17 protein-coding genes are annotated in these 23,187 nt (G+C 40.6%); 9 read left to right on the top strand and 8 right to left on the bottom strand.

Annotated elements, in window-relative coordinates:
* Positions 1-1,848 (bottom strand): DUF5060 domain-containing protein, encoded by a 1,848-nt coding sequence (locus I6F43_RS11045; RefSeq protein WP_197102291.1) that lies wholly within the window; start codon positions 1,846-1,848, stop codon positions 1-3.
* Between the two features lie 157 nt (positions 1,849-2,005).
* Here I6F43_RS11045 and I6F43_RS11040 point away from each other — a divergent pair, with 157 nt between their 5' ends.
* Positions 2,006-3,154 carry an endo-1,4-beta-xylanase gene (locus I6F43_RS11040; RefSeq protein ID WP_197102288.1) on the top strand — a complete coding sequence of 383 codons (1,149 nt, stop codon included), beginning with the start codon at positions 2,006-2,008 and terminating at the stop codon, positions 3,152-3,154.
* Positions 3,155-3,222: 68 nt separating this feature from the next.
* Here I6F43_RS11040 and I6F43_RS11035 read toward each other — a convergent pair whose 3' ends face one another.
* From I6F43_RS11035 to xylB, 6 genes are all read right to left on the bottom strand, one after another.
* Positions 3,223-4,200, bottom strand: coding sequence for an aldose epimerase family protein (locus I6F43_RS11035; RefSeq protein ID WP_197102286.1), 978 nt, complete (start codon positions 4,198-4,200; stop codon positions 3,223-3,225).
* 13 nt (positions 4,201-4,213) lie between these two features.
* Positions 4,214-4,597 carry a hypothetical protein gene (locus I6F43_RS11030; RefSeq protein ID WP_197102284.1) on the bottom strand — a complete coding sequence of 128 codons (384 nt, stop codon included), beginning with the start codon at positions 4,595-4,597 and terminating at the stop codon, positions 4,214-4,216.
* 107 nt (positions 4,598-4,704) lie between these two features.
* Positions 4,705-6,723 carry a transketolase gene (gene tkt, locus I6F43_RS11025; protein WP_197102282.1) on the bottom strand — a complete coding sequence of 673 codons (2,019 nt, stop codon included), beginning with the start codon at positions 6,721-6,723 and terminating at the stop codon, positions 4,705-4,707.
* A gap of 58 nt (positions 6,724-6,781) precedes the next feature.
* Positions 6,782-7,723 (bottom strand): transaldolase, encoded by a 942-nt coding sequence (tal, locus tag I6F43_RS11020; RefSeq protein WP_442960240.1) that lies wholly within the window; start codon positions 7,721-7,723, stop codon positions 6,782-6,784.
* Between the two features lie 36 nt (positions 7,724-7,759).
* Positions 7,760-9,079: a xylose isomerase gene (gene xylA, locus I6F43_RS11015; RefSeq protein WP_007375167.1), complete on the bottom strand. Its 1,320-nt coding sequence runs from the start codon at positions 9,077-9,079 to the stop codon at positions 7,760-7,762.
* A 30-nt stretch (positions 9,080-9,109) separates the two neighbouring features.
* Entirely contained in the window at positions 9,110-10,567 is a 1,458-nt protein-coding gene (xylB, locus tag I6F43_RS11010; RefSeq protein ID WP_197102278.1) for a xylulokinase, read from the bottom strand.
* Positions 10,568-10,729: 162 nt separating this feature from the next.
* Here xylB and I6F43_RS11005 point away from each other — a divergent pair, with 162 nt between their 5' ends.
* Positions 10,730-11,686, top strand: coding sequence for a Gfo/Idh/MocA family protein (locus tag I6F43_RS11005; RefSeq protein ID WP_182681203.1), 957 nt, complete (start codon positions 10,730-10,732; stop codon positions 11,684-11,686).
* 105 nt (positions 11,687-11,791) lie between these two features.
* Here the strand turns inward: I6F43_RS11005 and I6F43_RS11000 are convergent, their stop codons facing one another.
* A complete protein-coding gene (locus I6F43_RS11000; RefSeq protein ID WP_197102276.1) occupies positions 11,792-13,402 on the bottom strand; it encodes a glycoside hydrolase family 43 protein in 1,611 nt (536 codons plus the stop codon).
* A 211-nt stretch (positions 13,403-13,613) separates the two neighbouring features.
* On the opposite strand from I6F43_RS11000, the gene I6F43_RS10995 reads away from it, so the two are divergent.
* The 7 genes from I6F43_RS10995 to hflC all read left to right on the top strand — a co-directional run bounded on the left by I6F43_RS10995 (position 13,614) and on the right by hflC (position 23,144).
* Entirely contained in the window at positions 13,614-14,654 is a 1,041-nt protein-coding gene (locus tag I6F43_RS10995; protein ID WP_007585144.1) for a LacI family DNA-binding transcriptional regulator, read from the top strand.
* A 59-nt stretch (positions 14,655-14,713) separates the two neighbouring features.
* Entirely contained in the window at positions 14,714-16,117 is a 1,404-nt protein-coding gene (locus I6F43_RS10990; protein ID WP_442960239.1) for a sugar porter family MFS transporter, read from the top strand.
* Positions 16,118-16,764: 647 nt separating this feature from the next.
* Entirely contained in the window at positions 16,765-17,157 is a 393-nt protein-coding gene (locus I6F43_RS10985; protein ID WP_101163157.1) for a hypothetical protein, read from the top strand.
* A 605-nt stretch (positions 17,158-17,762) separates the two neighbouring features.
* Complete coding sequence (locus tag I6F43_RS10980) at positions 17,763-18,911, top strand: N(5)-(carboxyethyl)ornithine synthase (protein WP_197102272.1); 1,149 nt, start codon at positions 17,763-17,765, stop codon at positions 18,909-18,911.
* 170 nt (positions 18,912-19,081) lie between these two features.
* Positions 19,082-20,446, top strand: coding sequence for a Na+/H+ antiporter NhaA (nhaA, locus tag I6F43_RS10975; protein ID WP_197102270.1), 1,365 nt, complete (start codon positions 19,082-19,084; stop codon positions 20,444-20,446).
* A gap of 776 nt (positions 20,447-21,222) precedes the next feature.
* A complete protein-coding gene (gene hflK / locus I6F43_RS10970; RefSeq protein WP_002962612.1) occupies positions 21,223-22,164 on the top strand; it encodes an FtsH protease activity modulator HflK in 942 nt (313 codons plus the stop codon).
* On the top strand, positions 22,161-23,144 hold the full coding sequence (hflC, locus tag I6F43_RS10965) for a protease modulator HflC (protein ID WP_197102268.1): 984 nt from the start codon (positions 22,161-22,163) through the stop codon (positions 23,142-23,144). Before hflK ends, hflC begins: the two co-directional genes overlap by 4 nt.
* The last annotated feature ends 43 nt before the right edge of the window (positions 23,145-23,187 follow it).

Genomic DNA, 23,187 nt, shown 5'->3' with positions numbered 1-23,187 from the left:
TTATTTAACGCTTAGGTTAATTAAATAAACCCAGTCGTTGTTTGGTGTGTTGGGTGGTGTTGCTAGTTGTGTACTAATTGCGGTATTTACACAAAAGCGTTTGCCGTTTATGTAGTTGTTAGTTCGTGGGTTAAACCAGCCGAGGGTATAACACGCGTTTGGTAATGTGACCTGAGCTTGGCTTGCGTTACTAAAATAAAATAAGTAAAACGTTGAGTTATCACTTAACGCCCAGCCTGTTTTTGTAAGCTCTGGGGTGGGTGTAAGCTTTGTAACTGGCACGTATTTTTGAAAAAACGCAACGGCGTTGGTCATCGCTAAATAGTAATCTTTGTATGGTGTTAAATCTTGCTCTGTTAGGTCGCCGCCACCGCCTAAATAAAACTCAATACCTGCGCCACCTGCCATAAATGTGGCCCACACGTTACTTTTACGCCACGTATCTACATTGTTTGCATACTCGTAAATATAGGCCTCGTCCATGGTAATCACCCACGGGTGAGGATTGTTTTGAGTAAGCTGGCGGTACTTTAAAACATCGCCGTAAGTGGTGTTAGTTTTAAGTTCACCTTGTAAGCTTGCCCCTGTGTAGGCGGGGTAGCCCAAAATGTTGTCGTTTGGTTTATCGTAAATGTGGTAGTCGAGCGACGGGCCGTTATGTATCACAATATGCTCAGGGTAGTAGGTGAGTGATTGAAAGTAATCGGCAAATTGCTTTCTTTGTTTTGTGGTATTAGCTTTTTGTTGTTTATCGTCGCCGCTTGGATCTTGCCAGCCATTTTCTTCGCCAATATTCCACGTGGTTGCTAAATGATAGCCAAAGCGGGCAAATAACTCGCGATAGTAAATTTTACGACTAACAGCAAAGTCGTTTTTAAGCTGGCTTTCGTTCCATTCAAACAGTGATTCGTTTTCGGTTTCGCTCATTACAAAGTGAGTCATTATGCCTTTTTGCTGCATGTGGCTAAATACAATATCCCACTGAGCTAATTTAGATACATCGTAGCGTGTGGTTTGGGTTTTGCTAAGCCATGGCCAAACTTGGTCGCCATCGCCGTAGGCGTTCATGGTTAAAAAGTAATACGCGTTGATGTTAAGCGACGCTAAATAATTTATTAGCCCAATAATGCCTTTAGAAGATTGATGAATACTGTTATCAGTCTCTGTATTGGTTGTTTGCCATGTAGGGTCGCTATTTTGCCAATGCTTTATGTGCGCTTGGTAGTTACGCTTTGTGGGAGTGGCATCAAACCCTGAAAAGCCAAGCAGCACTTCTGGACTGTTAGCACCTGCTTTTAAAAAGTACTCTTTTGAGCCATTAAACTGCAAATAAGGTTTATTAACGTATTCAAGCTTACCTTTGCTTTTAAAGTCTTTACTGCTGGATGACTTAGTGGCGGCGGTAACATTAAACTCGCCTGTTTGTTTATCAAAAAATCCGGCTGATTGCTCGTTTGTAACAGTATTTAATGGCACGCTTGCGATATTACTGCCTTTAACAAATGAGAGTGTATAGCGCCATTTGCCAAGTTCGTTGGGCGAAAACAAAACTTGCCATTTGTTGCCTGCTGTTGCATGTGTTTGAGCTGTGTTTGCATCGGCTGCATAATATCCAGGTACTGTATATTGCCTGTTAGTGGGGCTGATAAATGTTGCATCTAAGCGGTAGTCGGTAAAGGGGTTAGGCGTGGCAAGCTCGCTGGTGTGCGGGCCTTCAAGGGTTAAGCTTAATTTATGCCAAATGGGCACGTGAGTGCAGGTTTGCTCCGCGCGAATTAGGGCGCTGAATATAAATGAGGCGAAAAATACGCTAATTAACAGAAGCCGTTTTATTGTTATTTTTTTCATGTGTATCCTTGCTAATTTTGTTGCTAGTAAAGTGTGTGATTAAGGAATGTATGCTGTGTTATTTTTGTTCAGTCTATTTTAATAAAACGTTGTTGTCAAAAGGACTATATGGTGTTAAGTTTACGTTGCACACTAAAAAACACACAACAGGTACATCATGCATAAAAATAAACTTACGATTGCTATTTTATTAGGAATGTCGAGCCTTGCACTTGGCTGTAATGACTCAGCAGAGCAAAGTAAACCGACATTAAAATTGCAAAAAGCGCCGGAGCAAATAACGCTTAAAGCGCAATTTAAAGACCACTTTAAAATTGGCACAGCGATTAGCCGCGACCAAATATTAGGGGCTTTGCCTGAATATTTAAACGTAGCTAAAGCGCAATTTAATACTTTTACGCCAGAAAACTCAATGAAGTGGGAGCGTATACACCCAGAGCTAGAAACGTATGACTTTGAAGCCGCTGATGCGCTAGTTCAGTACGCACAAGAGAACAGCCAAGAATTAGTTGGGCATACATTAGTGTGGCATTCGCAAACACCTGATTGGGTTTTTGAAGACGAGCAAGGCGAACCACTTACTCGCGACGCATTACTTAAGCGTATGCAAAACCATATTAATACTGTTGCAGGGCGTTATAAAAACCGTATTTTTGCATGGGACGTGGTAAACGAAGCACTTAACGAAGACGGCACACTGCGTGAATCTAAATGGAGCACCATTATTGGTGACGACTTTATAGAATACGCGTTTAAATACGCTAAGCAGGCTGCGCCTAATACCAAGTTATACTACAACGATTACAACTTGTATAAGCCAGAAAAAAGAGCCGGTGCAATTGCGCTTATTAAAAATTTGCAAAGCAAAGGTATTCAAATTGATGGTATTGGTATGCAAGCGCATTATTCGCTTGATAACCCAGAGCTCTCGTTAATGGAAGACTCTATTGTGGCATACGCTGCAACGGGTATTGATGTGATGATAACCGAGCTTGATATTTCGGTATTACCGTTCCCTGAAGGTGAAGAGCAAGGCGCTGATATTTCGTTAGATATTGCGCTACAAGAGCGCTTTAACCCATACCCGAATGGTTTACCTAGTGAAGTAAACACCCAGTTAGGCGAGCGCTATAAAGCCGTGTTCGACATACTTAAAAAACATGATGATAAAGTAAGCCGCGTTACATTTTGGGGCATAAGCGATGCACGCACTTGGCGTAACGATTGGCCAATGCAAGGGCGCACCGATTACCCATTATTAATTGACCGTGAGCTAAAACTTAAAAGCTTTGTAAGCGATTTATAATCGCACTAAGTATTTAACCTCCCGCAAAGGATCGCTTAATAGCGATCCTTTTTTGGTTTATAAAATAGCTATTTTTTATTGGTTTTAGTTAAGCAGTAACTAATATGCGTTTGTAAAGGCACTTGTGGTGTTAAATAGCTAAATGGGAAGTGTGGGTTATTGGGGCTGTCGGGGCAAAATTGCGGCTCTAAGCAAATACCGTCAAATTGGTTAAACGGATTTTTTAAGTGCTGCCCTGTATATACCTGAATAGCAGGGTAGTTAGAAAGCACACTCAGCATTACTTTTTCATCGGCGCTTGTAAGCGTCGCGTGTTGCTTATTGGTTTGCAGGTTAAGTACTTGCTCGGTTACAAAGTTATGATCGAGTTTATCGATTTTATTAAGCACGCGCATATTTGTGTAGTCAAAAGTGGTATTTGCTACAGGGGCTATTAAACCTGTGGGAATGGCGTTTGTATCTACGGGGGTATAATGCGCGGCAGCCAGTTTTAATGTATGCCCTTGTGCGCTGTTAGTAATGCCATTTAAATTAAAATATGGGTGCGCTGTTGGCCCTGCAATGGTTTTTTTATTACTGGTAATCGTAAATTTAATATCAAGATTACTTTGGTTTTTACTGTTAGTGGTAAAGGTATACAGCACGTTAAATATAGTTTTACCGGGGTAGCCGTTGTAACCATCAGGCAGGGTAATACTTAAACTTAATGCATTTTTTTGATGATAATCGAGCTGCCAAAATAAGTCGCTTAATGCTTTTTGGCCGCCGTGAAGTTGGTTTACTCCTTCGTTTTTATTAAGTACATAGGTTTTATCATCAATGTTTATTTGGGCGTTACTTAGCCTGTTTGCATAAGGGCCGGCTATAGCGCCTAAGTAAAACGTGTCGTTCAAATAGTCATTAATATTAGAATAACCAAGTATAATATTTCGTTTTTTATTATCAATATGGGTAACCCAGCTGGTAAGCCGGGCACCGTAGTTAATAATAGAAATAGTATCGTTTACCTCATTACTTAGCGTGTATTGAACAAGTGAAGTTGTCATGATGGTTACTCTTTTAATTGTTCGCTCTAGCTTTTTTAATTTCTTCTTTTACGGTTGGGTACAGATCGTAAGTTGGGTAAAACTCAGTGCTGTAAGCTTTCCAACCATAACGTTCAATCGATAAGTTTACTTTTGGTAACAGCGCTGCCGGAAAGCGCAAAGTGACTACTTGCCCTATGCCCATCATTACTTTCCAAGATTCTACCGTTGCGCCCTCTGGCGGAAAATGTTTGTAAAAGTTAGCGTTGTTGAGTATTTCTTTTATTTCAGAGAGATTTTTTGATTGGTCGTGTTTTAAAAAAATCGTTAGCATTAGTTCATCATTTTGCTCGTCATTTGCCCATGCGTTAAAACTAGTACTTGCACTAAAAAGCATAATTAATAGTAAGTATTTCATAGTTCACCTTTGTTTGTTAATTGTAAAAATGCGCCGAGCTTTGGGAGGCTTAGCGCATTAATTGGATAAAGTTTGGATTATTTAGCGCATTACGCGTACTAAATATATTAAGCGTTGGCTTTAATTAACGCCTGCGCGGTGCTCACTACATTTTTGGTGGTAAAGCCAAAATGCTCTAATAACACATTACCTGGCGCCGACTCACCAAAAGTGCTCATACCAATTACTTTGCCTTGTAAGCCTACATATTTAAGCCAGTAATCTTGGTGTGATGTTTCAATTGCAATACGGTTTACAACTGAGTTTGGCAGTACACTTTGCTTATAATCGTCTGATTGCAGGTCAAACAATGTGGTGCTTGGCATTGATACCACACGCACTGCAACACCTTGTGCTGTCAGCTCTTTTGCGGCTTGCATTGCTAAATCAACTTCAGAACCCGTTGCAATTAAAATAAGCTCAGGTGCTTTATTGCTTTCGCTAAGAATGTAGCCGCCTTTTTCTATGTCGCTAATTTGCTGAGCGCTGCGTGGCTGGTGGTTTAGCCCTTGGCGACTAAAAATAAGCGCAGTAGGTTGCTGCTGATTTTGTATCGCGTTTTTCCACGATACTGCAGTTTCTACTGCGTCACATGGGCGCCATGTGACTAGGTTTGGGGTCATACGTAGGTTGGCTAGTTGCTCAATAGGTTGGTGAGTTGGACCGTCTTCACCTTGGCCTATAGAGTCGTGGGTATACACAAATATATTTTGAATACCCATAAGTGCCGACATTCTTACTGCGTTACGGGCATATTCCATAAACATTAAAAATGTAGCGCCGTAATTAATAAAACCACTGTGCAGTGATATGCCATTCATAATACCGCTCATACCGAACTCGCGCACGCCATAAAATAGGTAATTACCGCTGGCGTCATCTGCGCTTATGCCTTTAGAGCCAGACCACAGCGTTAAATTAGAACCAGCTAAATCGGCAGAGCCACCCAATAACTCTGGTAAATGCGGGGCAAAGGCTTCAATAGTGTTTTGCGAGGCTTTTCGGCTGGCAATATTGGCAGCGTCTTTATCGCACTGTGTAATGTAGTCGTTTGCAATAGCTTCAAAGTTTTCAGGCAGGGTGCGTTTAATTACGCGGCGTTCAAATTCTTTGGCAAGCTCTGGGTGGCTTTTGGTGTAGTCGCTAAACAGTTGTTGCCATTGTTTTTGTTTTTTATCACCGCTTTGTTTAGCGTCCCAATGGGTGTAAATATCATCACTGATACTAAATGCTTCATTTGGGAGGTTTAAAAATTTGCGCGCCGCAGTTATTTCGTCATTACCTAATGGCGAGCCATGGCAGTCGTGCGAGCCTGATTTATTTGGCGAGCCAAAACCAATCACGGTTTTACAACAAAGTAGAGTAGGTTTATCGCTCACTTGTTTTGCTTGTGCAATGGCGCTGGCAATTTGTTCTGGGTCGTGACCGTCAATATCTTTTATTACATGCCAGCCGTAAGCATCAAAGCGTTTAGCGGTGTCGTCGGTAAACCAGCCCTCAACGTGTCCGTCGATAGATATGCCGTTATCGTCCCAAAAAGCAATAAGTTTACCCAGGCCTAATGTGCCTGCAAGCGAACATGCTTCGTGCGATATGCCTTCCATTAAACAGCCATCACCCATAAAACAGTAAGTGTAATGATCAACAATATCAAAACTCTCTTTGTTAAATTGCGCTGCTAGGGCTTTTTCGGCAATGGCCATACCTACAGCGTTTGATAAACCTGCGCCAAGCGGGCCTGTGGTTGTTTCAACACCTGGGGTATAACCGTATTCAGGGTGACCTGGGGTTTTTGAATGCATTTGTCTAAATTGTTTAAGCTCGCTAAGTGGTAGTTCGTACCCGCTTAAATGCAATAAAGAATAAATAAGCATAGAGCCGTGACCGTTACTAAGTACAAAGCGGTCTCGGTTTGGCCAATTTGGATCGGTTGGATTGTGGTTTAAAAAATCGTTCCACAGTACTTCGGCTATATCGGCCATACCCATAGGTGCGCCCGGATGCCCTGAGTTTGCTTGCTGTACCGCATCCATACTGAGTGCACGAATGGCATTAGCAAAAGGCGCACGAGAAGAAAGTTGAGTCATGTATTACCTCAAATAAAATTAAAAAAGCCCGCACGTTATGTAGCAGGCTTGAGGGAAATTAGTTTAGTAAGTCTTCAACCAATTTAGCCAAAACACGCTGATCTTTGGCAAAGTTACGAATACCTTCACCGAGCTTTTCGCTGGCCATTGGATCTTCGTTGTGCTGCCATAAAAATTGCTCGTGGGTGAGTGGGGTTATGTCGCTTTGCGGTGCTTTGGCAATGTTTGCAGCGTCAAGCTTTGTAACCAGTTCACCTTTTTGGCTTTGTAAATCATTGAGTAATGATGGCGAGATAGTCAGTAAATCGCAGCCAGCAAGTTCGATTATTTCCTGAATGTTTCTAAAGCTTGCGCCCATTACCACGGTTTTATAATCGTACTTTTTATAGTACTGATAAATACCTGTAACCGACTGCACACCAGGATCTTCGCTTGGGGTATATTCTTTATTATCGCGGGCTTTGTACCAATCAAGAATACGACCAACAAACGGAGATATAAGCGTTACGTTAGCTTGTGCGCACGCAATGGCTTGAGCCATCGAAAAAAGCAGCGTTAAGTTACACTTAATGCCTTCTTTTTCTAACTGCTCGGCGGCTTTAATGCCTTCCCATGTTGAAGCAAGTTTAATAAGTACGCGGTCTTTTGAAATACCCGCTTGCTCGTAAAGTGAAATAAGCTTACGCCCTTTGGCAATACTTGCTTGGGTATCAAACGATAAACGCGCATCTACTTCGCTCGATATACGCCCAGGTATTACTTTTAGTATTTCACAGCCAAAGTTAACAATAAGTTGGTCGCATATAGCGTCAACGTTGTTGCCAGCTTTTTGTATAGCGTCTTCAATTAAATGTTTATATTGAGGTAATTTTGCAGCTTGTAAAATTAACGAAGGATTGGTTGTTGCATCAACCGGTTGTAGGGCTTTGATTGACTCTACATCGCCACTGTCGGCAACGACCGTGGTTACTTTTTTGAGTTGTTCTAACAAGTTCATAATGATGTACGCCTCGGCTTTAAAACCGAGGCGATGTCCTTATACGTAGCGGTTAACAATATTCTCAAGCAGTTCTTGGCGACCAGAAACTTGCTTAGGATCGATGTTGTTCTCGTGTACTAAGGCTGAAAGGCTCTCAAGTGATTGCTCACCATTTAGAATGCTTTGACCTAGGTCTTCTTTCCAACCAGCGTAACGTTTTTCAACAAAATCAGTCAGCTCGCCACCTTCAATCATTGCTGCTGCATTGAGTAATGCTTTAGCCATCGTATCCATACCGCCAATGTGGCCAATGAATAAGTCATCACGCTCACACGATTGACGACGAAGTTTAGTGTCAAAGTTAAAGCCACCGGTTGTAAAACCACCCATTTTTAAAATTTCGTAAACAACAAGTGTGCACTCAGCTACGTCGTTAGGAAATTGGTCTGTATCCCAACCGTTTTGCATGTCGCCACGGTTAGCATCAATACTACCCATAATGCCTTCTGCGCAAGCAACTGCAATTTCGTGGTGGAAGCTATGACCCGCAAGTGTTGCATGGTTTGCTTCAATGTTTACTTTAATTTCGTCTTGTAAGCCGTGCTTGTATAAAAAGCCTGCAACCGTTGCTGTATCGTAATCGTACTGGTGCTTAGTTGGCTCTTGTGGTTTTGGCTCAATTAATAATGTGCCTTTAAAACCAATTTTTTTCTTGTGCTCTACAACCATTTTCAAAAAGCGTGCGTACTGTTCGCTTTCTTGTGCAAGGTCTGTATTTAGTAGCGTGTCGTAACCTTCACGACCACCCCAAAGTACGTAGTTTTCGCCGCCTAAACGATGCGTAATTTCCATTGCATGTTTAACTTGTGCTGCTGCATATGCATACGTATTAGGATTAGGGTTTGTTGCACCACCGGCACAAAAACGCTGATTTGAGAATAAGTTAGCAGTACCCCACAGTAGTTTTACACCTGTACGCTGCATTTCTTTTTCGATAATGTTAGCTATGTGCGTTACGTTATCGTGGCTTTCTTGTAGTGTTTTGCCTTCAGGGGCAATATCAACATCATGAAAACAAAAGTAAGGAACGCCTAATTTTTCATAAAATTCAAAGGCTACTTTTACTTTTTGTTCAGCAAGTTCTAATTGATTGCCTACAGGTTGGATCCAAGGACGGTCAAACGTACCTTCACCAAAAATATCAAACCCTGTAGAACAAAAGTTATGCCAGTAACAGGCTGCAAAACGTAAATGTTCTTTCATTGTTTTGCCAAGCACTACTTGGTTTTCGTCGTAGTAACGAAATGCAAATGGGTTTTTAGAGTTTTCACCCTCAAATTTGATTTTTTCAACGTTTGTAAAAAATTGTTCGCTCATAATGTGCTCCATTAATTTTATAATAGTGTATTAAAAGTATGTTTTTACACTTTGGTAAAGTGCTTTGTATGTTGTGTATTGTTGTGCGTAAAAGTTTTGCATGACTGGGTCTGGCTCAATTGTTTGCGTTACTTTGCCGTTAACACACACTTGTTGTGCAGAGAGTTGTGTTACTGCTATTCGGGCAAGTCTTGCAGCGCCAAATGCGGGGCCAACTTCAGAGCCTTCTCGGTAAATTAGGGGGCGGTTGAGTACACTTGCGATGATTTTTCCCCACAGTGGGCTTTTAGCGCCACCACCAATAACGGTTACATCGTCAATTTGTGCGCCGGCATCAAGCAGTACTTGTTGGCCATCGGCAAAAGCAAAAGCAACGCCCTCGAGTACTGCGCGGCCAAGGGCTGCTGCATCGGTATCACTGTCTAAACCAAAAAATACGCCTTTGGCATCGGGGTTATTATGCGGCGTACGCTCGCCAGTTAAATAAGGTAAAAATATCACTGAGCTTGGTTTGCTAAAATCGCATTTATTTACTTGTTCAAGCAATGCGCTTTCGTTTTCAAAACCGGTTAATTTAGTGACCCAGGTTAAACAGCTTGCTGCGCTTAACACCACTGACATTTGGTGCCAGGTGTTTTCAATGCAATGACAAAAAGTATGTACAGCACCTTCTGGGTTAGGCAGGTATTTATCGTTAGCTACAAAGTAAACGCCCGAAGTACCTAATGACAAAAACGCTTGTTTAGGCCTTACTACGCCAACACCGGCAGCGCCTGCGGCATTATCGCCACCACCTGCAACAACAGGTACTTGTTCCATACCCCATTTAGCAGCAACTTGGGCTGTTAATTTGCCAGTAATTTGTGTGCCCTCAAAAAGGGTAGGCATGTGCTGCTCTGTTAAGTCGCAAGCGCTAAGCATTTTTTGCGACCATGCTCTTTTTTCTACGTCTAGCCACAGTGTGCCTGCTGAGTCAGACATGTCTGATGCAAAATCACCGGTCATTAAAAAGCGTAGGTAGTCTTTTGGTAATAATACTTTGGCTACTTTTGCAAAGTTTTCTGGTTCAAACTCTTTTAACCACACCAATTTAGGCGCAGTAAAACCAGGCATTACTATGTTGCCGGTAATATTACGAGAATTTGGTTCGCGTTTTTCAAGCTCTACACATTGTGCTGCACTGCGCCCGTCGTTCCATAAAATGGCTGGGCGAATAATATTATTGTTTTTATCAAGCAGCGTAGCGCCATGCATTTGCCCAGAAAGGCCCACAGACTTTACCGATTTTAGTAATGCAGGGTGAGTATTTTTAAGCTCCTCGATTGCACTACAGGTAGCAAGCCACCAATCTGAAGGGTTTTGCTCAGAAAAAAGTGGTGCTGGGCGTGAAACGCTTAGAGATCCACTTGCTTGAGCAAGCAATTGGTCTTGCTCGTCTAAAATAATTACTTTTACACCTGAAGTGCCTAAATCGATACCAAGGAACATGAATGTGATACTCAATGTTGTTTTAGTGTTAGCGCTAACATTAATGATTTGATATTGTTAAGTCAAGCTAGTTTTGAACTATGTTTAACAATTAATTTGCAAGTTTATTGCTTGGTTGTTGGAGTTCACTTAAATTTCTTTTTAAGATCATAAGGAAACACTATGAAAAAAATAAACTGGGGTATTGTTGGTTGTGGCCGAATTGCTGCACAATTTTGTGAAGACTTAGCACATACAAATAATGGTGTTGCGTACGCAGTTGCAGCAAGAAATGGGGATGATGCAACCGCTTTTGCGAGCAAGTATGGTGCGGCCAATGCCTACGAAGGGTATCAGGCATTATTTGACGATAAAAACGTTGATGTAGTTTACATTGCGACCCCGCATAACTTTCACTTTAAAAATGCCAGCGATGCTATTAAAGCAGGTAAGCATGTATTGTGCGAAAAGCCTATTACGGTCTCGGCTGAAGAGTGTAAGCAGTTGTCTTTACTGGCTAAAAAGCACGACGTATTTTTAATGGAAGCCATGTGGACGTACTTTTTACCTGCAATACAAAAAGCAAAACAATGGGTAGAGCAAGGGCGAATTGGCACTATTAAACATGTTAAAGCTGACTTTGGCTATCCTGTGCCTTTTAACCCCGACGGGCGCGAATACAACCCAGATTTAGCAGGCGGTTGTTTACTTGATATGGGGATTTATCCGCTTGCCATTGCCAATTACTTTTTAAATAACGACCTTGAAAACTTATACGTAAGAGCAAATATTCGCTACAAAGGCGTGGAAGACGATGTACTTATTACTGCTAATTGTGGCGATGTAATGGTGAGCTTAGCAACGTCATTTCAATGCCGGTTAGGGAATGGCGCGTATATTATTGGCGACAAAGGCTATATAAAAATACCCGATGCATTTAGAGCTTATGAGTGCTCTTTGTATGAGCTTGATGATTTAATAGAGCATTTTGAAGATGGCAGGCAGTCACAAGGTTACAGTTTTGAAGCCCAAGAAGTAGGGCGCTTACTGAGCGAAAACAAACGAGAGAGTGACATTATGAGCCACTCTCAAAGTTTACTTTTACAATCGCAAATGGAGCGTATTAAAGCCCTGTTTTAAAATAGTTTTAAGAGAACTTTAATAGAGCTTTAAAAGAGTTTTGAATGAGCTTTAAAGCAGTTTCAAAAAGCTTTCAATCAACTAATAAACTTAACTAGCGGCGATTTATTCGCCGCTAGGTTCGTCATAATTAAAAAATGAATAGTGAGCTTCTTTATTTGCCCCCGATAAGTCTTGGCAGGCCATACCAACAAAAGCACCGGTAAAACACGGTCGATATCCTTGCGGTGATTGCTGCACGTAATCATCCGATAAAATACTGCCATCGAGCACTGGACCAAACTTTATCCAGCAGTTTTTTTCGGTGGCGTAGTAAAACTGCAGCTGAGCGCCATTAAAATCAGCTTTTAAGTAAACAGGTTTGTTTGTTTTAAGCAAAAGCGGTGCAACAGGCGTACTTGTTTGGTACTTATCGCAGCTTATTATATTTAAATAACGTGGTGTGGTTTCATCGCCTACATCGCCGCCGCTTATATGCAAATAGTAGTAATGAGCGGTGTTGTAATAACATACTAGCCCCGCCATTTGCTGAAAACTGCTCGGCGCAAAATAAACGCATGTGCTGCTAACAGTATGATGAGCCTGTACACGCCTGGCAATAAAACTTTGCTGATGCAATGAGCTTAAAGACTCTTTTCCCACTAGGGTGAGCGATGCTTTTTGAGTATTTTTATAGACCCAATTTTTGCACATAGGTATACGCAATGACTGAAAATCAACAGTCAGATCATCGTTACTAAAATCAATATGTGTTGTGGGTTGCGGCTGTGGATTTGGCGTTAAGCCCTCAACGGGTACGTGTATTCTCGGGGCTTTATTTGTGTGTTTTGCATAAGGCCAGCCATCGTCTTTCCAGATTATTTGCTCAATCCCTGTTTCACGCCCTGTAATGCAGCGGCCGCGCTCAGTCAGTGGTCTAGATGTTAAAAATACCGTGTACCAATTACCGGTTTGTGTTTGAAAAAAATCTCCATGGCCACATTTTTGTAGCGTATTACTCGGCTCGTGGGCTGCTGTAATAACGGGGTTGTACGGGTGTACTTGGTAAGGGCCAAATACGTTTTTAGCACGCGCTACACTAATGCAGTGTTCATACCCAGTGCCACCTTCAGCGGTAATTAAATAGTAGTAATCGCCGCGTTTTAAAATATGTGGGCCTTCAGTGCAACCAAGTTTTGTGCCTGAAAATATAGGTTTAACATCGCCTATTAATTTATTGGTTTTTAGGCAAAGCTCTTGCATTACTATGCCACCAAAGAGTGCGTTGTTGCGGTGATCAACCAGCATGTTTAGCAAATAGCTTTTACCGTCATCATCGTGAAAAATAGACGGATCAAAACCGCTAGAGTTTAAGTAAGTCGCTTGTGACCAGTTGCCGGTAATATCAGTGGTTGATACAAAATAATTTGGCGTGTCTTTCCATGGGCCATCAAAGCTTTTTACATTGGTATACACCAAATAAAAACGCCCATTGTTGTAGCTAAGTTGCGCAGCCCATACACCGCAAGAGTCGGGCACTCCTCGCATATCAAGTTGCTCTACGGTATTAAGCGCTTGACCTATAACTCGCCAATTAACTAAATCGGTAGAGTGGTGAATTTGCACACCGCCAAACCATTCAAATGTTGAAGTGGCTATGTAGTAATCGTTATTAACTCTGACAATGTTTGGGTCTGGGTTAAAGCCTCTTAGAATTGGGTTTTGCAGCATGCTCATAATATAGGCCTTTTTAAGTTTTTTATATTATTGGATGTGAATATTATAAATTTGTTGTTAGCGCTAACATTTTCGGTGTAGTATAAGACTTTGTCAATAAGTAATCATTTAAAACGCGCTGTAAACAATATCAAGCTTTACAATTATGTATAATGAAAATTAAGAAAGTTAATTATAACAATCCACTGATTGTGAGTAGGTAATAACAGTAATGGCCGATCCTAAAAGAGCAAGAATACAAGATGTAGCCGAGCAGGCTGGTGTATCAATGATGACAGTTTCGCGCGTGCTCAACCAAGACAAAAAAGTAAGCGACAAAACCCGCGAAAAAGTAATGGCGGTTGTTGAGCAGTTAAATTACAGACCAAATGTGTCGGCTAGGCGCCTTGCTAGCACTAAGTCATTCTTTTTAGGACTTTTGTACGATAACCCAAGTGACTCTTACATAAGCCAGTTTTTATTGGCTGCGCTTAAAAAATGCCGCGCATTGGGCTACCACCTTGTTGTTGACGAAGCGCATACCGATATTGACAAAACAATTGAATCGGTAAAGCAACTTATTGATGTTACACAGGTTGATGGCATGATTTTACTGCCTCCTATGTGCGACAACGAACAGGTTTTAGATGTGCTTACTAAAGCACAAGTACCATTTGTAAGAATAACGCCAGATACAAAATTAAATCGATCCCCTTATATATGCATGGACGATTACCAAGCAGCGTTTGATGTTACAGAGCATTTAATAAATCAAGGGCATAGCAAAATTGCACATATTATTGGCGACACTAAACAAGGTGTTAGCCGTTTGCGTTACCAAGGTTATTTAGATGCACTGCGCTCTAATAAAATAATAACGCCACCTGAGTATATAGAGCAGGGCAGTTTTACTTATCAATCGGGCATGGAAGCGGCAATAAAATTACTTTCACTTGATGATAAGCCTACAGCTATTTTTGCAGCTAACGATGACATGGCAGCCGCTGTAATCTCAATAGCTCAAAAACAAGGTATTAATATTCCAAGCGAACTGTCGGTTGTTGGCTTTGATGACACGCAACTTGCAACCATAGTGTGGCCAAATATTTCTACGGTAAAACAGCCCATTAATGAAATGGCTGAGCTTGCCATTACTTTACTTGCATCGGGTCAGTATAACGATTTAAGCAATGTAAAAAGCTTAGACTTAAGACATATTTTAGATTTTGAATTAATAGAAAGAGAATCAAGCTCAACCAATAAAAACAACTAAATAAGCACACCCTTTTGAGCTTCAAAATCTATATAAAATAACAACAACACACAATATGGATACTTATGAACGAGAAAGAAAATGTACTTTTAATAGTACTGGTTTGCTTTGTTGCGACCATTGGCGGTTTTTTATTTGGGTTTGACAGCGGCGTAATTAACGGCACTGTTGATGGGTTACAAACGGCGTTTGGCTCCAGTAGTGCGGGTACGGGGTTTAACGTATCGAGCATGCTAATTGGTTGTGCCATTGGTGCGTTTTGCGCAGGTCGATTGGCTGATAAATTTGGACGACGTCCAATTTTACTTTTTGCTGCAGCCTTATTTATTATAAGTGCTTGGGGCTCGGGTGTGTCAGTCACATCGTTTGAATTTGTTATTTATCGCATTTTAGGTGGCTTAGCGGTAGGGGCTGCATCGGTTATGACCCCCGCATATATTAGCGAAATTGCCCCCGCACGATACAGAGGCACGCTCTCTACACTGCAACAAGTGGCTATTATTTTTGGTTTGTTTAGCGCATTTGTAAGTAACTATTTTTTAGCCAACACTGCTGGCGGCTCTACGGCTATATTTTGGCTCGACTTTGAAACATGGCGTTGGATGTTTTGGGTTGAGTTATTACCTGCATGCTTGTTTTTAATCGCTTTGTTTTTTATTCCCGAAAGCCCTCGATACTTAATTATGGCTGGTAAAAAAGAGGCCGCCGCGCGTGTTTTATCGTCATTATATGGCGATGAAACTGCCGCTCTTAAATTAAATGAAATAGCAGAGTCTCTTGCTGGCGATAAACACCAACCTAAATTATCTGATCTTATTGATAAACCTAAAAAACGTTTACGCCCCATTGTTTGGATAGGAATTGGCCTAGCTACATTTCAACAATTAGTAGGCATTAACGTTGTTTTTTACTACGGCGCGGTACTTTGGCAAGCAGCTGGTTTTACTGAATCTGACGCGTTACTTATTAATATAATAAGCGGCTTTGTAAGTATTTTAGCGGTGTTTATTACCATGTATTTTATAGACAAAATTGGCAGAAAACCTTTTTTGTTAACCGGCTCAATTGGTATGACGGTGACACTTTCGGTTATTGTTTATGCCTTTTTAAATGCAGATATTGGCTCAACAGGCAACTTAGAATTAGGAGAGCAGGGCATAGTTGCTTTAATAGCCGCTAATGCGTATGTGTTCTTTTTTAACTTATCGTGGGGCCCTGTAATGTGGGTTATGTTAGGCGAAATGTTCCCTAACCAAATTCGCGGTTCAGGCCTTGCAGTGACCGGCTTTGCCCAGTGGATAGCTAACTTTTTAATTACCTGGTCGTTCCCTGTTATGCTCACCGGTATAGGTTTAGCAGGTGCGTATGGTTTTTACGCATTTTGCGCGTTTGTTTCAGTCATATTTGTATTTAAGTTTTTACACGAAACCAAAGGCAAAGAGCTTGAACAAATGAAAGGGTAAATATTATTCCTTTAATAAGCGCCAAAACTAAAGCAATAGAACTAGAATAATAGAACTAAAGCAATAGTTTTGGCGTTGTTAGACTGCTTCACTCGTTAAGCTTTCTTTTTACTAAACCCAAACACTTTATAAACTCGCAGCAACTATCTCATTTCTCAATAGTTAAATTATTAATGCATTTAAGTAAAGTGTAAGTCGCTTGTTCAATATCACGATTTGCAATAGCGTTTAACATCATTTTTTAAACTTTTATTATTTCGATTTAAGCTGCCTCGATCGCCGTTTTCCCTTAGTTGTTAACTGGGTCATCAACCTTCGGCCATGTTTAAAAATGAATAATATTAGACGTGACGTAGCTTTTTTAACAAGACGTAGTTGCGCAGTTTGTGTAATAAGCAACTAAAAAGCAAATACAGCTGATAGTCTGCAGTGAGCGAATAGCGGTCATTCAGGTGAGTCGTCATTAACTTAGTAAGAATAAGAGGACACTTTCCTCTTTTTTAGATGTTTATATAAGCTACAGAAACTATAATATTTATAGCTGGCAATAGCTTACACTATTTGCTATTAGTATAAGTTCATAAAATAAGGACGTTTTCGCGCTAAAAAAGGGAAAGTGTCCTCTGATAAAGTTGTTAGGCATATCGATGGATCGCAAATATATTACTGCTGGAGTTATTTTTATAGTTTGCTTTTTAAGCTTATTTTTCCTGCCTGTTTTAGCTGTTTACACTAATAGTTTTATTCCTCGGCTCGTTAGTAATTATATGTTTTTTTGGCCTCAATTAAGTTTGCCATATGATAGTTTAGTGATACGAGAGGCTTATAAAAGCAATCTAGTATTTTCTCCTTTTATAGCAAATATATTAAATATCTTTCAGTGGCTTGTTTTAACTGTATTATTTAGCCTTGCCACATCAAATATGAGCAATAAAAAGTATCAAATTGGTTTGTCGTTTATCATCATTATGCTTTTTCCAATAATACTTAGTTTTTTGGTAAATTTATTGGGTTATACGATAGAGCTAGATGGGTTGTAAATATGCCTAACAAGCTGTTAAACAAGGACAAAAAACAGTTGGTTTTTGCTCCTTCGTCGCTTATTTTAACCAACTATTTTATTGCCTGTTAACAGGGCGTTACCACCGTCCGCTTATGGCACTCTCCAGCCACTCGACAACATAAAATGTTGATAATAATTGGCAAGGTATTTTACTGTGTCGGATGGCGCTTCGCTTATCCGACCTACACTGGCACATAGCCGGAGTTGATATAAAAGCCAAACGTTCAGCTAGCCCAATACAAAGCTCATTAAATCTGTTCTACAGAGTAAATCATTAAGTTAAAACCTCAGTATTTAGCGAGTACTCCCTTTATTTAAGTATGAGATACCCAAGTTAGTAATACTTATTTCTGATATACTCAGCCAGCACTTTTACTCAAAAGGTAATAGTCTTCAGCTTGCAACTCAATGCAAGTTAACTCACTGCTCTTCATTATTTATTGTCAAAATTACACCTTTGTAAAATAGAGTTGGTTCATCCGAGCCAAAAACGTACAGAAAAAACACCGCCTAAGTTTATTGGCGAAGTATGATGATTCGTTGATGAACTCAAGCGTACTTACTTTATAAACAGGACTTAGCATGAGTGAATTAACTATCGGCGTTATCGGAACATCCCGCAAGACAGATGAAAGACGGTATCCTATTCACCCAGAGCATTTATTACGAATTCCCGAAAATCTTAGAAAACAAATGGTGTTTGAACAAGGCTATGGCACCGCTTTTAATGTTAGCGATGAATATATTGCAACGTTAACGGGTGGCATTGCATCTCGCAGCGAAATACTTACCCATATTGGCACGGCCATTATTGCAAAGCCTGTACTTGCTGACTTAGAAGAAATGCGCGAAGGAGGCACTATTTGGGGTTATGCCCACTGCGTTCAACAGCATGAAATAACACAAGCGGCGATAGAACGTAAACTTACCTTAATTGCTTTTGAAGATATGTATGTGTGGTCACCACAGGGAAATGTAGGGCGCCATACTTTTTATAAAAACAATGAAATGGCAGGGTATTGCGCTGTAATACATGCTTTGCAACTTAAGGGTATTGATGGTCATTATGGCGATCAACGTAAAACGATTATATTTAGTTTTGGTGCAGTGAGTAGAGGCGCAATTTACGCTCTTAAAGCGCATGGTTTTAGAGATATTACAATTTGTATTCAGCGTCCTGATCACGAAGTGCGTGAAGAAATATTAGATTGTCATTATGTTAAGGTACGAGAAGGTCTTGAAGGAGAGGCTCGCATGATGGTTGTTGAGCATGATGGGACTAATCGACCTCTTGGTGATCTTATTAGCGAAGCCGATATTATCGTGAACGGGACTTATCAAGAAACAGCTCATCCGGTTAACTTTGTAATTGAATCAGAAGCCGACTGCTTAAAACCTAACAGCTTAATTATTGATGTTAGCTGTGATGAGGGGATGGGATTCTTTTTTGCAAAGCCGACAACGTTTAAAAACCCTTTATTTCGATATAACAACACGGATTATTATGGCGTTGATCATACACCGAGTTATTTATGGGAAAGCGCGACGCGTTCAATTTCTGCGGCGCTCATTGTATATTTACAAACGATACTTAAAGGCGCTTTACAGTGGCAAAAAGATGAAACCATTCGCCGTGCAATAAATATTGAGCAAGGAATAATTAAAAATACGGCTATTTTGGCATTCCAAAACCGCGAAAATATTTACCCTTATAACGTAATAACACAATGATTAAATTTATCTCTAATCTAATTTTACATTAGATTAATTAGGGGTGTGCACTTCGTCTTAATACTAGTAATTTTAAGGCGAAGTGTTTGTTGACTGATAGTAAAACTGGAGAACTTAAATCTTAAAAGTTTTGATAAAACGAACACCCACAATTTATAAGGCTACCTGATATGCCTAACGATTCTAAAAACATACTAAATCGTGGTTTAGACTATATGCACGACCCATTTTCTAATTTTATGCGTGCTCAAACCACCTCTAGCTTGTTTCTTCTGGTATCTACAATCATTGCACTATGGTGGGCAAATTCAGCTTATTCAGCTACCTATCTGAACTTAGTGCATACGCCTATTGGAATCTCTCTAGGTGACTTTGAGCTAAAAACCTCGCTTAAACACATTATTAATGATGGTTTGATGGTGATATTTTTCTTATTGCTTGGGCTTGAAATAAAACGAGAGGTACTTGCTGGAGATTTAGCTGAGCCCAAAAATAGACACATGCTCATTTTTTGCGCTATAGGCGGAATGGTCGTGCCGGCTGGTATTTATTCGCTGTTTAACTGGGGGCAAGATTCACTGATTGGTTGGGGTATACCCATGGCAACCGATACTGCGTTTGCATTAGGTGTGCTTACAATTGTAAGAAAACATATACCAACAAGCTTGTTGGCTTTTATTGTAGGTCTTGCGATTGTTGACGATGTGGGGGCAATACTCGTTATTGCCGTGTTTTATACCCAAGAAATATCGGTGATGTATTTGTCATGCGCCGTTGTTCTATTTGCTTTTTTAGTAGCCGCCAATTATGCCGGAATAAGGCAGCCGCTTTTTTACATTATCATTGGTCTTGCCACCTGGTGGATGATGTTGCAGTCAGGTGTTCATCCTACTGTAGCAGGTGTTGCTATTGCTTTAACGGCTCCTGCACGCTCAATGTTGGGCTCAGGAAGGTCGCTTGAAAAGGCAAAAACAACCATTACCTCTATGCAAAAAGAAATAGAGAAAGTAGATGTTCTGGCTAGCAGGCAGGATCATAAACAGGTACTCGAAATTCGTGATTTAGCCGAAAATGCGGGTACACCTTTGCGTCGGTGGGAAGATGTGCTGCACCTGCCTGTCGCACTGTTTATTTTACCGCTATTTGCTTTAGTTAATGCGGGTGTGGTTTTTAACTTTAGTTCATTTGTTGAGAGTCTCAGTGATCCCGTTGGCTTAGGTATTATTAGTGGTCTTGTTGTTGGTAAGTTTATTGGTATTTCGGGTGCGTGTTGGCTTGCTTTACGCTACAAAATAGGTTGCTTGCCTGAGGGCATTAATCTTCAGCATGTTATTGGTGCTTCACTTATCGCCGGGATTGGATTCACCATGTCTACTTTTATTGCTACGTTGGGGTTTGATGGGCAAGCCGAGCATCTTCATAACGCAAAAACATCGGTTTTAGTGGCTTCGGTTCTTTCTGCAATACTTGGGGTTTTATATATTCGAGTGGTTGCCTCAAAAAAGAGCAATAAATCAATTAATTCAACGCCATAATAGGGCGTTAAGGGGCTAATGGGTATTCAATAATGTGTACTCATTAGTTGTACTTAACCCTTTATTTATCAATTAAACCTATTGTTTAAAACACGCTATGTGTTGTAGCGAACAGACCAATTAAAATAAATACGCTAATGTCTTACTAAGGTTTTTTGGCTTTAAATTAATGCTTAAGTATATGAATTTAAATCTTAAAACGATTCCTTAAATCATTACCCCTAAATTATTACCCTTAAATTATACAGAGGAAGTTATCACCTAGATTGCGAAGCACGTTGGCGCTTTAGGCTAGGGTCTGTTGATCTTTGCGGGTTAAAATTTGTTCAAACTAGGGGCTATTTAATCGCGGCGCGAGGTTTGTAACCTAGTGGGCTAAGTAAAAACCGAGCAACAAAGAGTAAATAGCCCCTAGAAAGAACCCTTTGGCCAGCGCCTGTTTGGCATTAATGCTACGTTATCGCCCATTTATGGGGAATAACCACACTACATAGGCTCTGCCTTGCCTAAATACCAAACAGACTGCTGCAAATTTAACCTTGAAAGATCAACAGGCCCTAGGGCTTATGACAATCTAAAGTAGTAATAAGGCTCCATATTTTTGGTTTCTTAAAAAGGAGAATATTATTTCTACACAAAACGAAAATAGTCCAAATTCTAAAAGTAAAAGCGGTCCGCCAGATATCGATAAAGTGATGAGCGGTGCGTTTAAAAAGTATAAGAAGTTGCTGAGTGGAAAATTTAGCACAAGTTTAACCATAGTACTGTTTTTGGGATTGATTGCTACAGGCTATAGCGCAGTCTATACCGTTCCCAGTGATTCAGTTGCTTTGGTATTAAGGTTTGGTAAGTTTCAAGAAATTCTGCCTGCGGGCTTACATGTAAAAATCCCATTAGGTGTTGATCACGTCACAATAGTGCCTACTAAGCGGCAATTAAAGCAGGAGTTTGGTTTTTCTACTCCTGGAGCCTCCGACCCAGATCAAAATATTAATCCTGAAAATAATATTCGCTCATTTGCGCCAAAAATTTCACCTGCAACAAATCAACGCGAAGAAACCCAAATGGTAACTGGCGATTTAAACACTGCGCTGATTGAATGGGTAATTCAATATCGGATAGCCGATCCCCAAAAGTACTTATTTGAGGTGCGCGACCCGGCAGGCACTTTACGATATGTGTCTGAATCAGTTATGCGTGAAGTTGTAGGCGATAGAACTGTAGATGAAGTAATTACCATTGGCAGGCAAGGGATTGAAATTGAGGCATTACAAAAAATGCAGGCATTGGCAACCAAATATGTAATGGGGATTAGTATTGATCAGGTTCAACTAAAAAATATTAACCCACCCGTACCAGTACAAGGGTCGTTCAATGAAGTTAATCAGGCTCAACAAGAGAAAGAAAAGTTGATTAACGAAGCGCGTCGCGAATATAACCGAGTTATTCCGCTTGCTGAGGGTGAGCGCGATCAACGAATAAGAGAAGCTGACGGTTACCGCCTTAAGCGAGTTAATGAAGCTGAAGGCGACGCTTTGCGTTTTAATGCGCTGTTTGCACAGTACCAACTGGCACCTGAGGTAACACGCAGACGAATATATATAGAAACAATGACTGATGTTATGCCAACGATAAAAAATAAAATTATTATCGATAGCGAAGCACGCGGTGTATTACCTTTACTCAATTTAACGTCACTAAAAGGACAGCAGCCATGAAATCTTATTTAATCGTTGGCAGCAGTATTTTAGCTGCACTTGTAGGGGTTACTTTATATAGCGCTTTATATACGGTTAACGAAGTAGAGCAGGTTGTTATTACTCAGTTTGGTAAACCGGTTGGTGAGCCAATTAGAGAGGCGGGTATTCAACTCAAAATGCCATTTGTTCAGCAAGTTAATTTTATTGATAAGCGCGTGCTGGAATGGGAAGGAACACCTTCTGATATGCCGACCAAAGATAAGCTTTATATTTCTGTAAGTCTTTATGCGCGGTGGCAGGTTACCGATCCGTTGCAGTATTTTTTACGCTTAGGTGATGAGCGAAGCGCACAGTCTAGGCTCGATGATATTTTTGGCAGTGAAACGCGTAATGCAGTAGCCACACACGAATTAATCGAAATTATTCGTACAACGAAAGATCGCCAACCCTTGCGTGACTCGTCACTCACCGAGGCTGAAAAAGAGCAGAATATTGGTAGTTTAGTGCCTATAAACATGGGACGTTTAGTTGTCGAGCAAGATATATTTAATGCCGCAGCCAAAAAAGTAAAAGTATTTGGTATTGAGCTTATGGATATTCGCTTTAAACGTATTAATTATAATGAAAGTGTACGCCCTAAAATCTATGAACGTATGATCAGCGAACGTCGTCAAATAGCAGAACGCTTTTTGTCAGAAGGAAAAGGCGAAGCTGCCCGTATACAAGGTAACAGAGAGCGAGACTTAGATAAAATTCAATCTGAAGCCTACCGAGCAGTAACAGAAATTAGAGGTAAAGCTGATGCTAAAGCAGCCGCTATTTACGCCTCAGCCTATAACAAAAATGATCAAGCAGTCGCATTTTATGCATTTACCCGTTCGTTGCAGGCGCTTGAACTTGCCCTTAGCCAAAACACAACATTGGTATTATCGACCGACAGTGAGCTATTTCAGTATTTACAACACACTCAGGCGAGTGAGCCTAATCCTAAAAATTAGCATGCTTCATATTAAAATATTGTATAGATATCATCAAACTTAG

Origin of the sequence: Pseudoalteromonas sp. NZS71_1 (assembly GCF_015864305.1) — a bacterium.
Taxonomy (GTDB): Bacteria; Pseudomonadota; Gammaproteobacteria; order Enterobacterales; family Alteromonadaceae; genus Pseudoalteromonas; species Pseudoalteromonas arctica.
Note: the sequence above shows the minus strand (reverse complement) of the source record. Positions and strands in the feature narration are given on the sequence as shown.

Excerpts from the sequence above, each read along its gene's own strand:
- I6F43_RS11045 (WP_197102291.1), bottom strand. The coding sequence starts at position 1,848 with ATGAAAAAAATAACAATAAAACGGCTTCTGTTAATTAGCGTATTTTTC.
- I6F43_RS11040 (WP_197102288.1), top strand. The coding sequence starts at position 2,006 with ATGCATAAAAATAAACTTACGATTGCTATTTTATTAGGAATGTCGAGC.
- I6F43_RS11035 (WP_197102286.1), bottom strand. The coding sequence starts at position 4,200 with ATGACAACTTCACTTGTTCAATACACGCTAAGTAATGAGGTAAACGAT.
- I6F43_RS11030 (WP_197102284.1), bottom strand. The coding sequence starts at position 4,597 with ATGAAATACTTACTATTAATTATGCTTTTTAGTGCAAGTACTAGTTTT.
- tkt (WP_197102282.1), bottom strand. The coding sequence starts at position 6,723 with ATGACTCAACTTTCTTCTCGTGCGCCTTTTGCTAATGCCATTCGTGCA.
- xylA (WP_007375167.1), bottom strand. The coding sequence starts at position 9,079 with ATGAGCGAACAATTTTTTACAAACGTTGAAAAAATCAAATTTGAGGGT.
- xylB (WP_197102278.1), bottom strand. The coding sequence starts at position 10,567 with ATGTTCCTTGGTATCGATTTAGGCACTTCAGGTGTAAAAGTAATTATT.
- I6F43_RS11005 (WP_182681203.1), top strand. The coding sequence starts at position 10,730 with ATGAAAAAAATAAACTGGGGTATTGTTGGTTGTGGCCGAATTGCTGCA.
- I6F43_RS11000 (WP_197102276.1), bottom strand. The coding sequence starts at position 13,402 with ATGAGCATGCTGCAAAACCCAATTCTAAGAGGCTTTAACCCAGACCCA.
- I6F43_RS10995 (WP_007585144.1), top strand. The coding sequence starts at position 13,614 with ATGGCCGATCCTAAAAGAGCAAGAATACAAGATGTAGCCGAGCAGGCT.
- I6F43_RS10985 (WP_101163157.1), top strand. The coding sequence starts at position 16,765 with ATGGATCGCAAATATATTACTGCTGGAGTTATTTTTATAGTTTGCTTT.
- I6F43_RS10980 (WP_197102272.1), top strand. The coding sequence starts at position 17,763 with ATGAGTGAATTAACTATCGGCGTTATCGGAACATCCCGCAAGACAGAT.
- nhaA (WP_197102270.1), top strand. The coding sequence starts at position 19,082 with ATGCCTAACGATTCTAAAAACATACTAAATCGTGGTTTAGACTATATG.
- hflC (WP_197102268.1), top strand. The coding sequence starts at position 22,161 with ATGAAATCTTATTTAATCGTTGGCAGCAGTATTTTAGCTGCACTTGTA.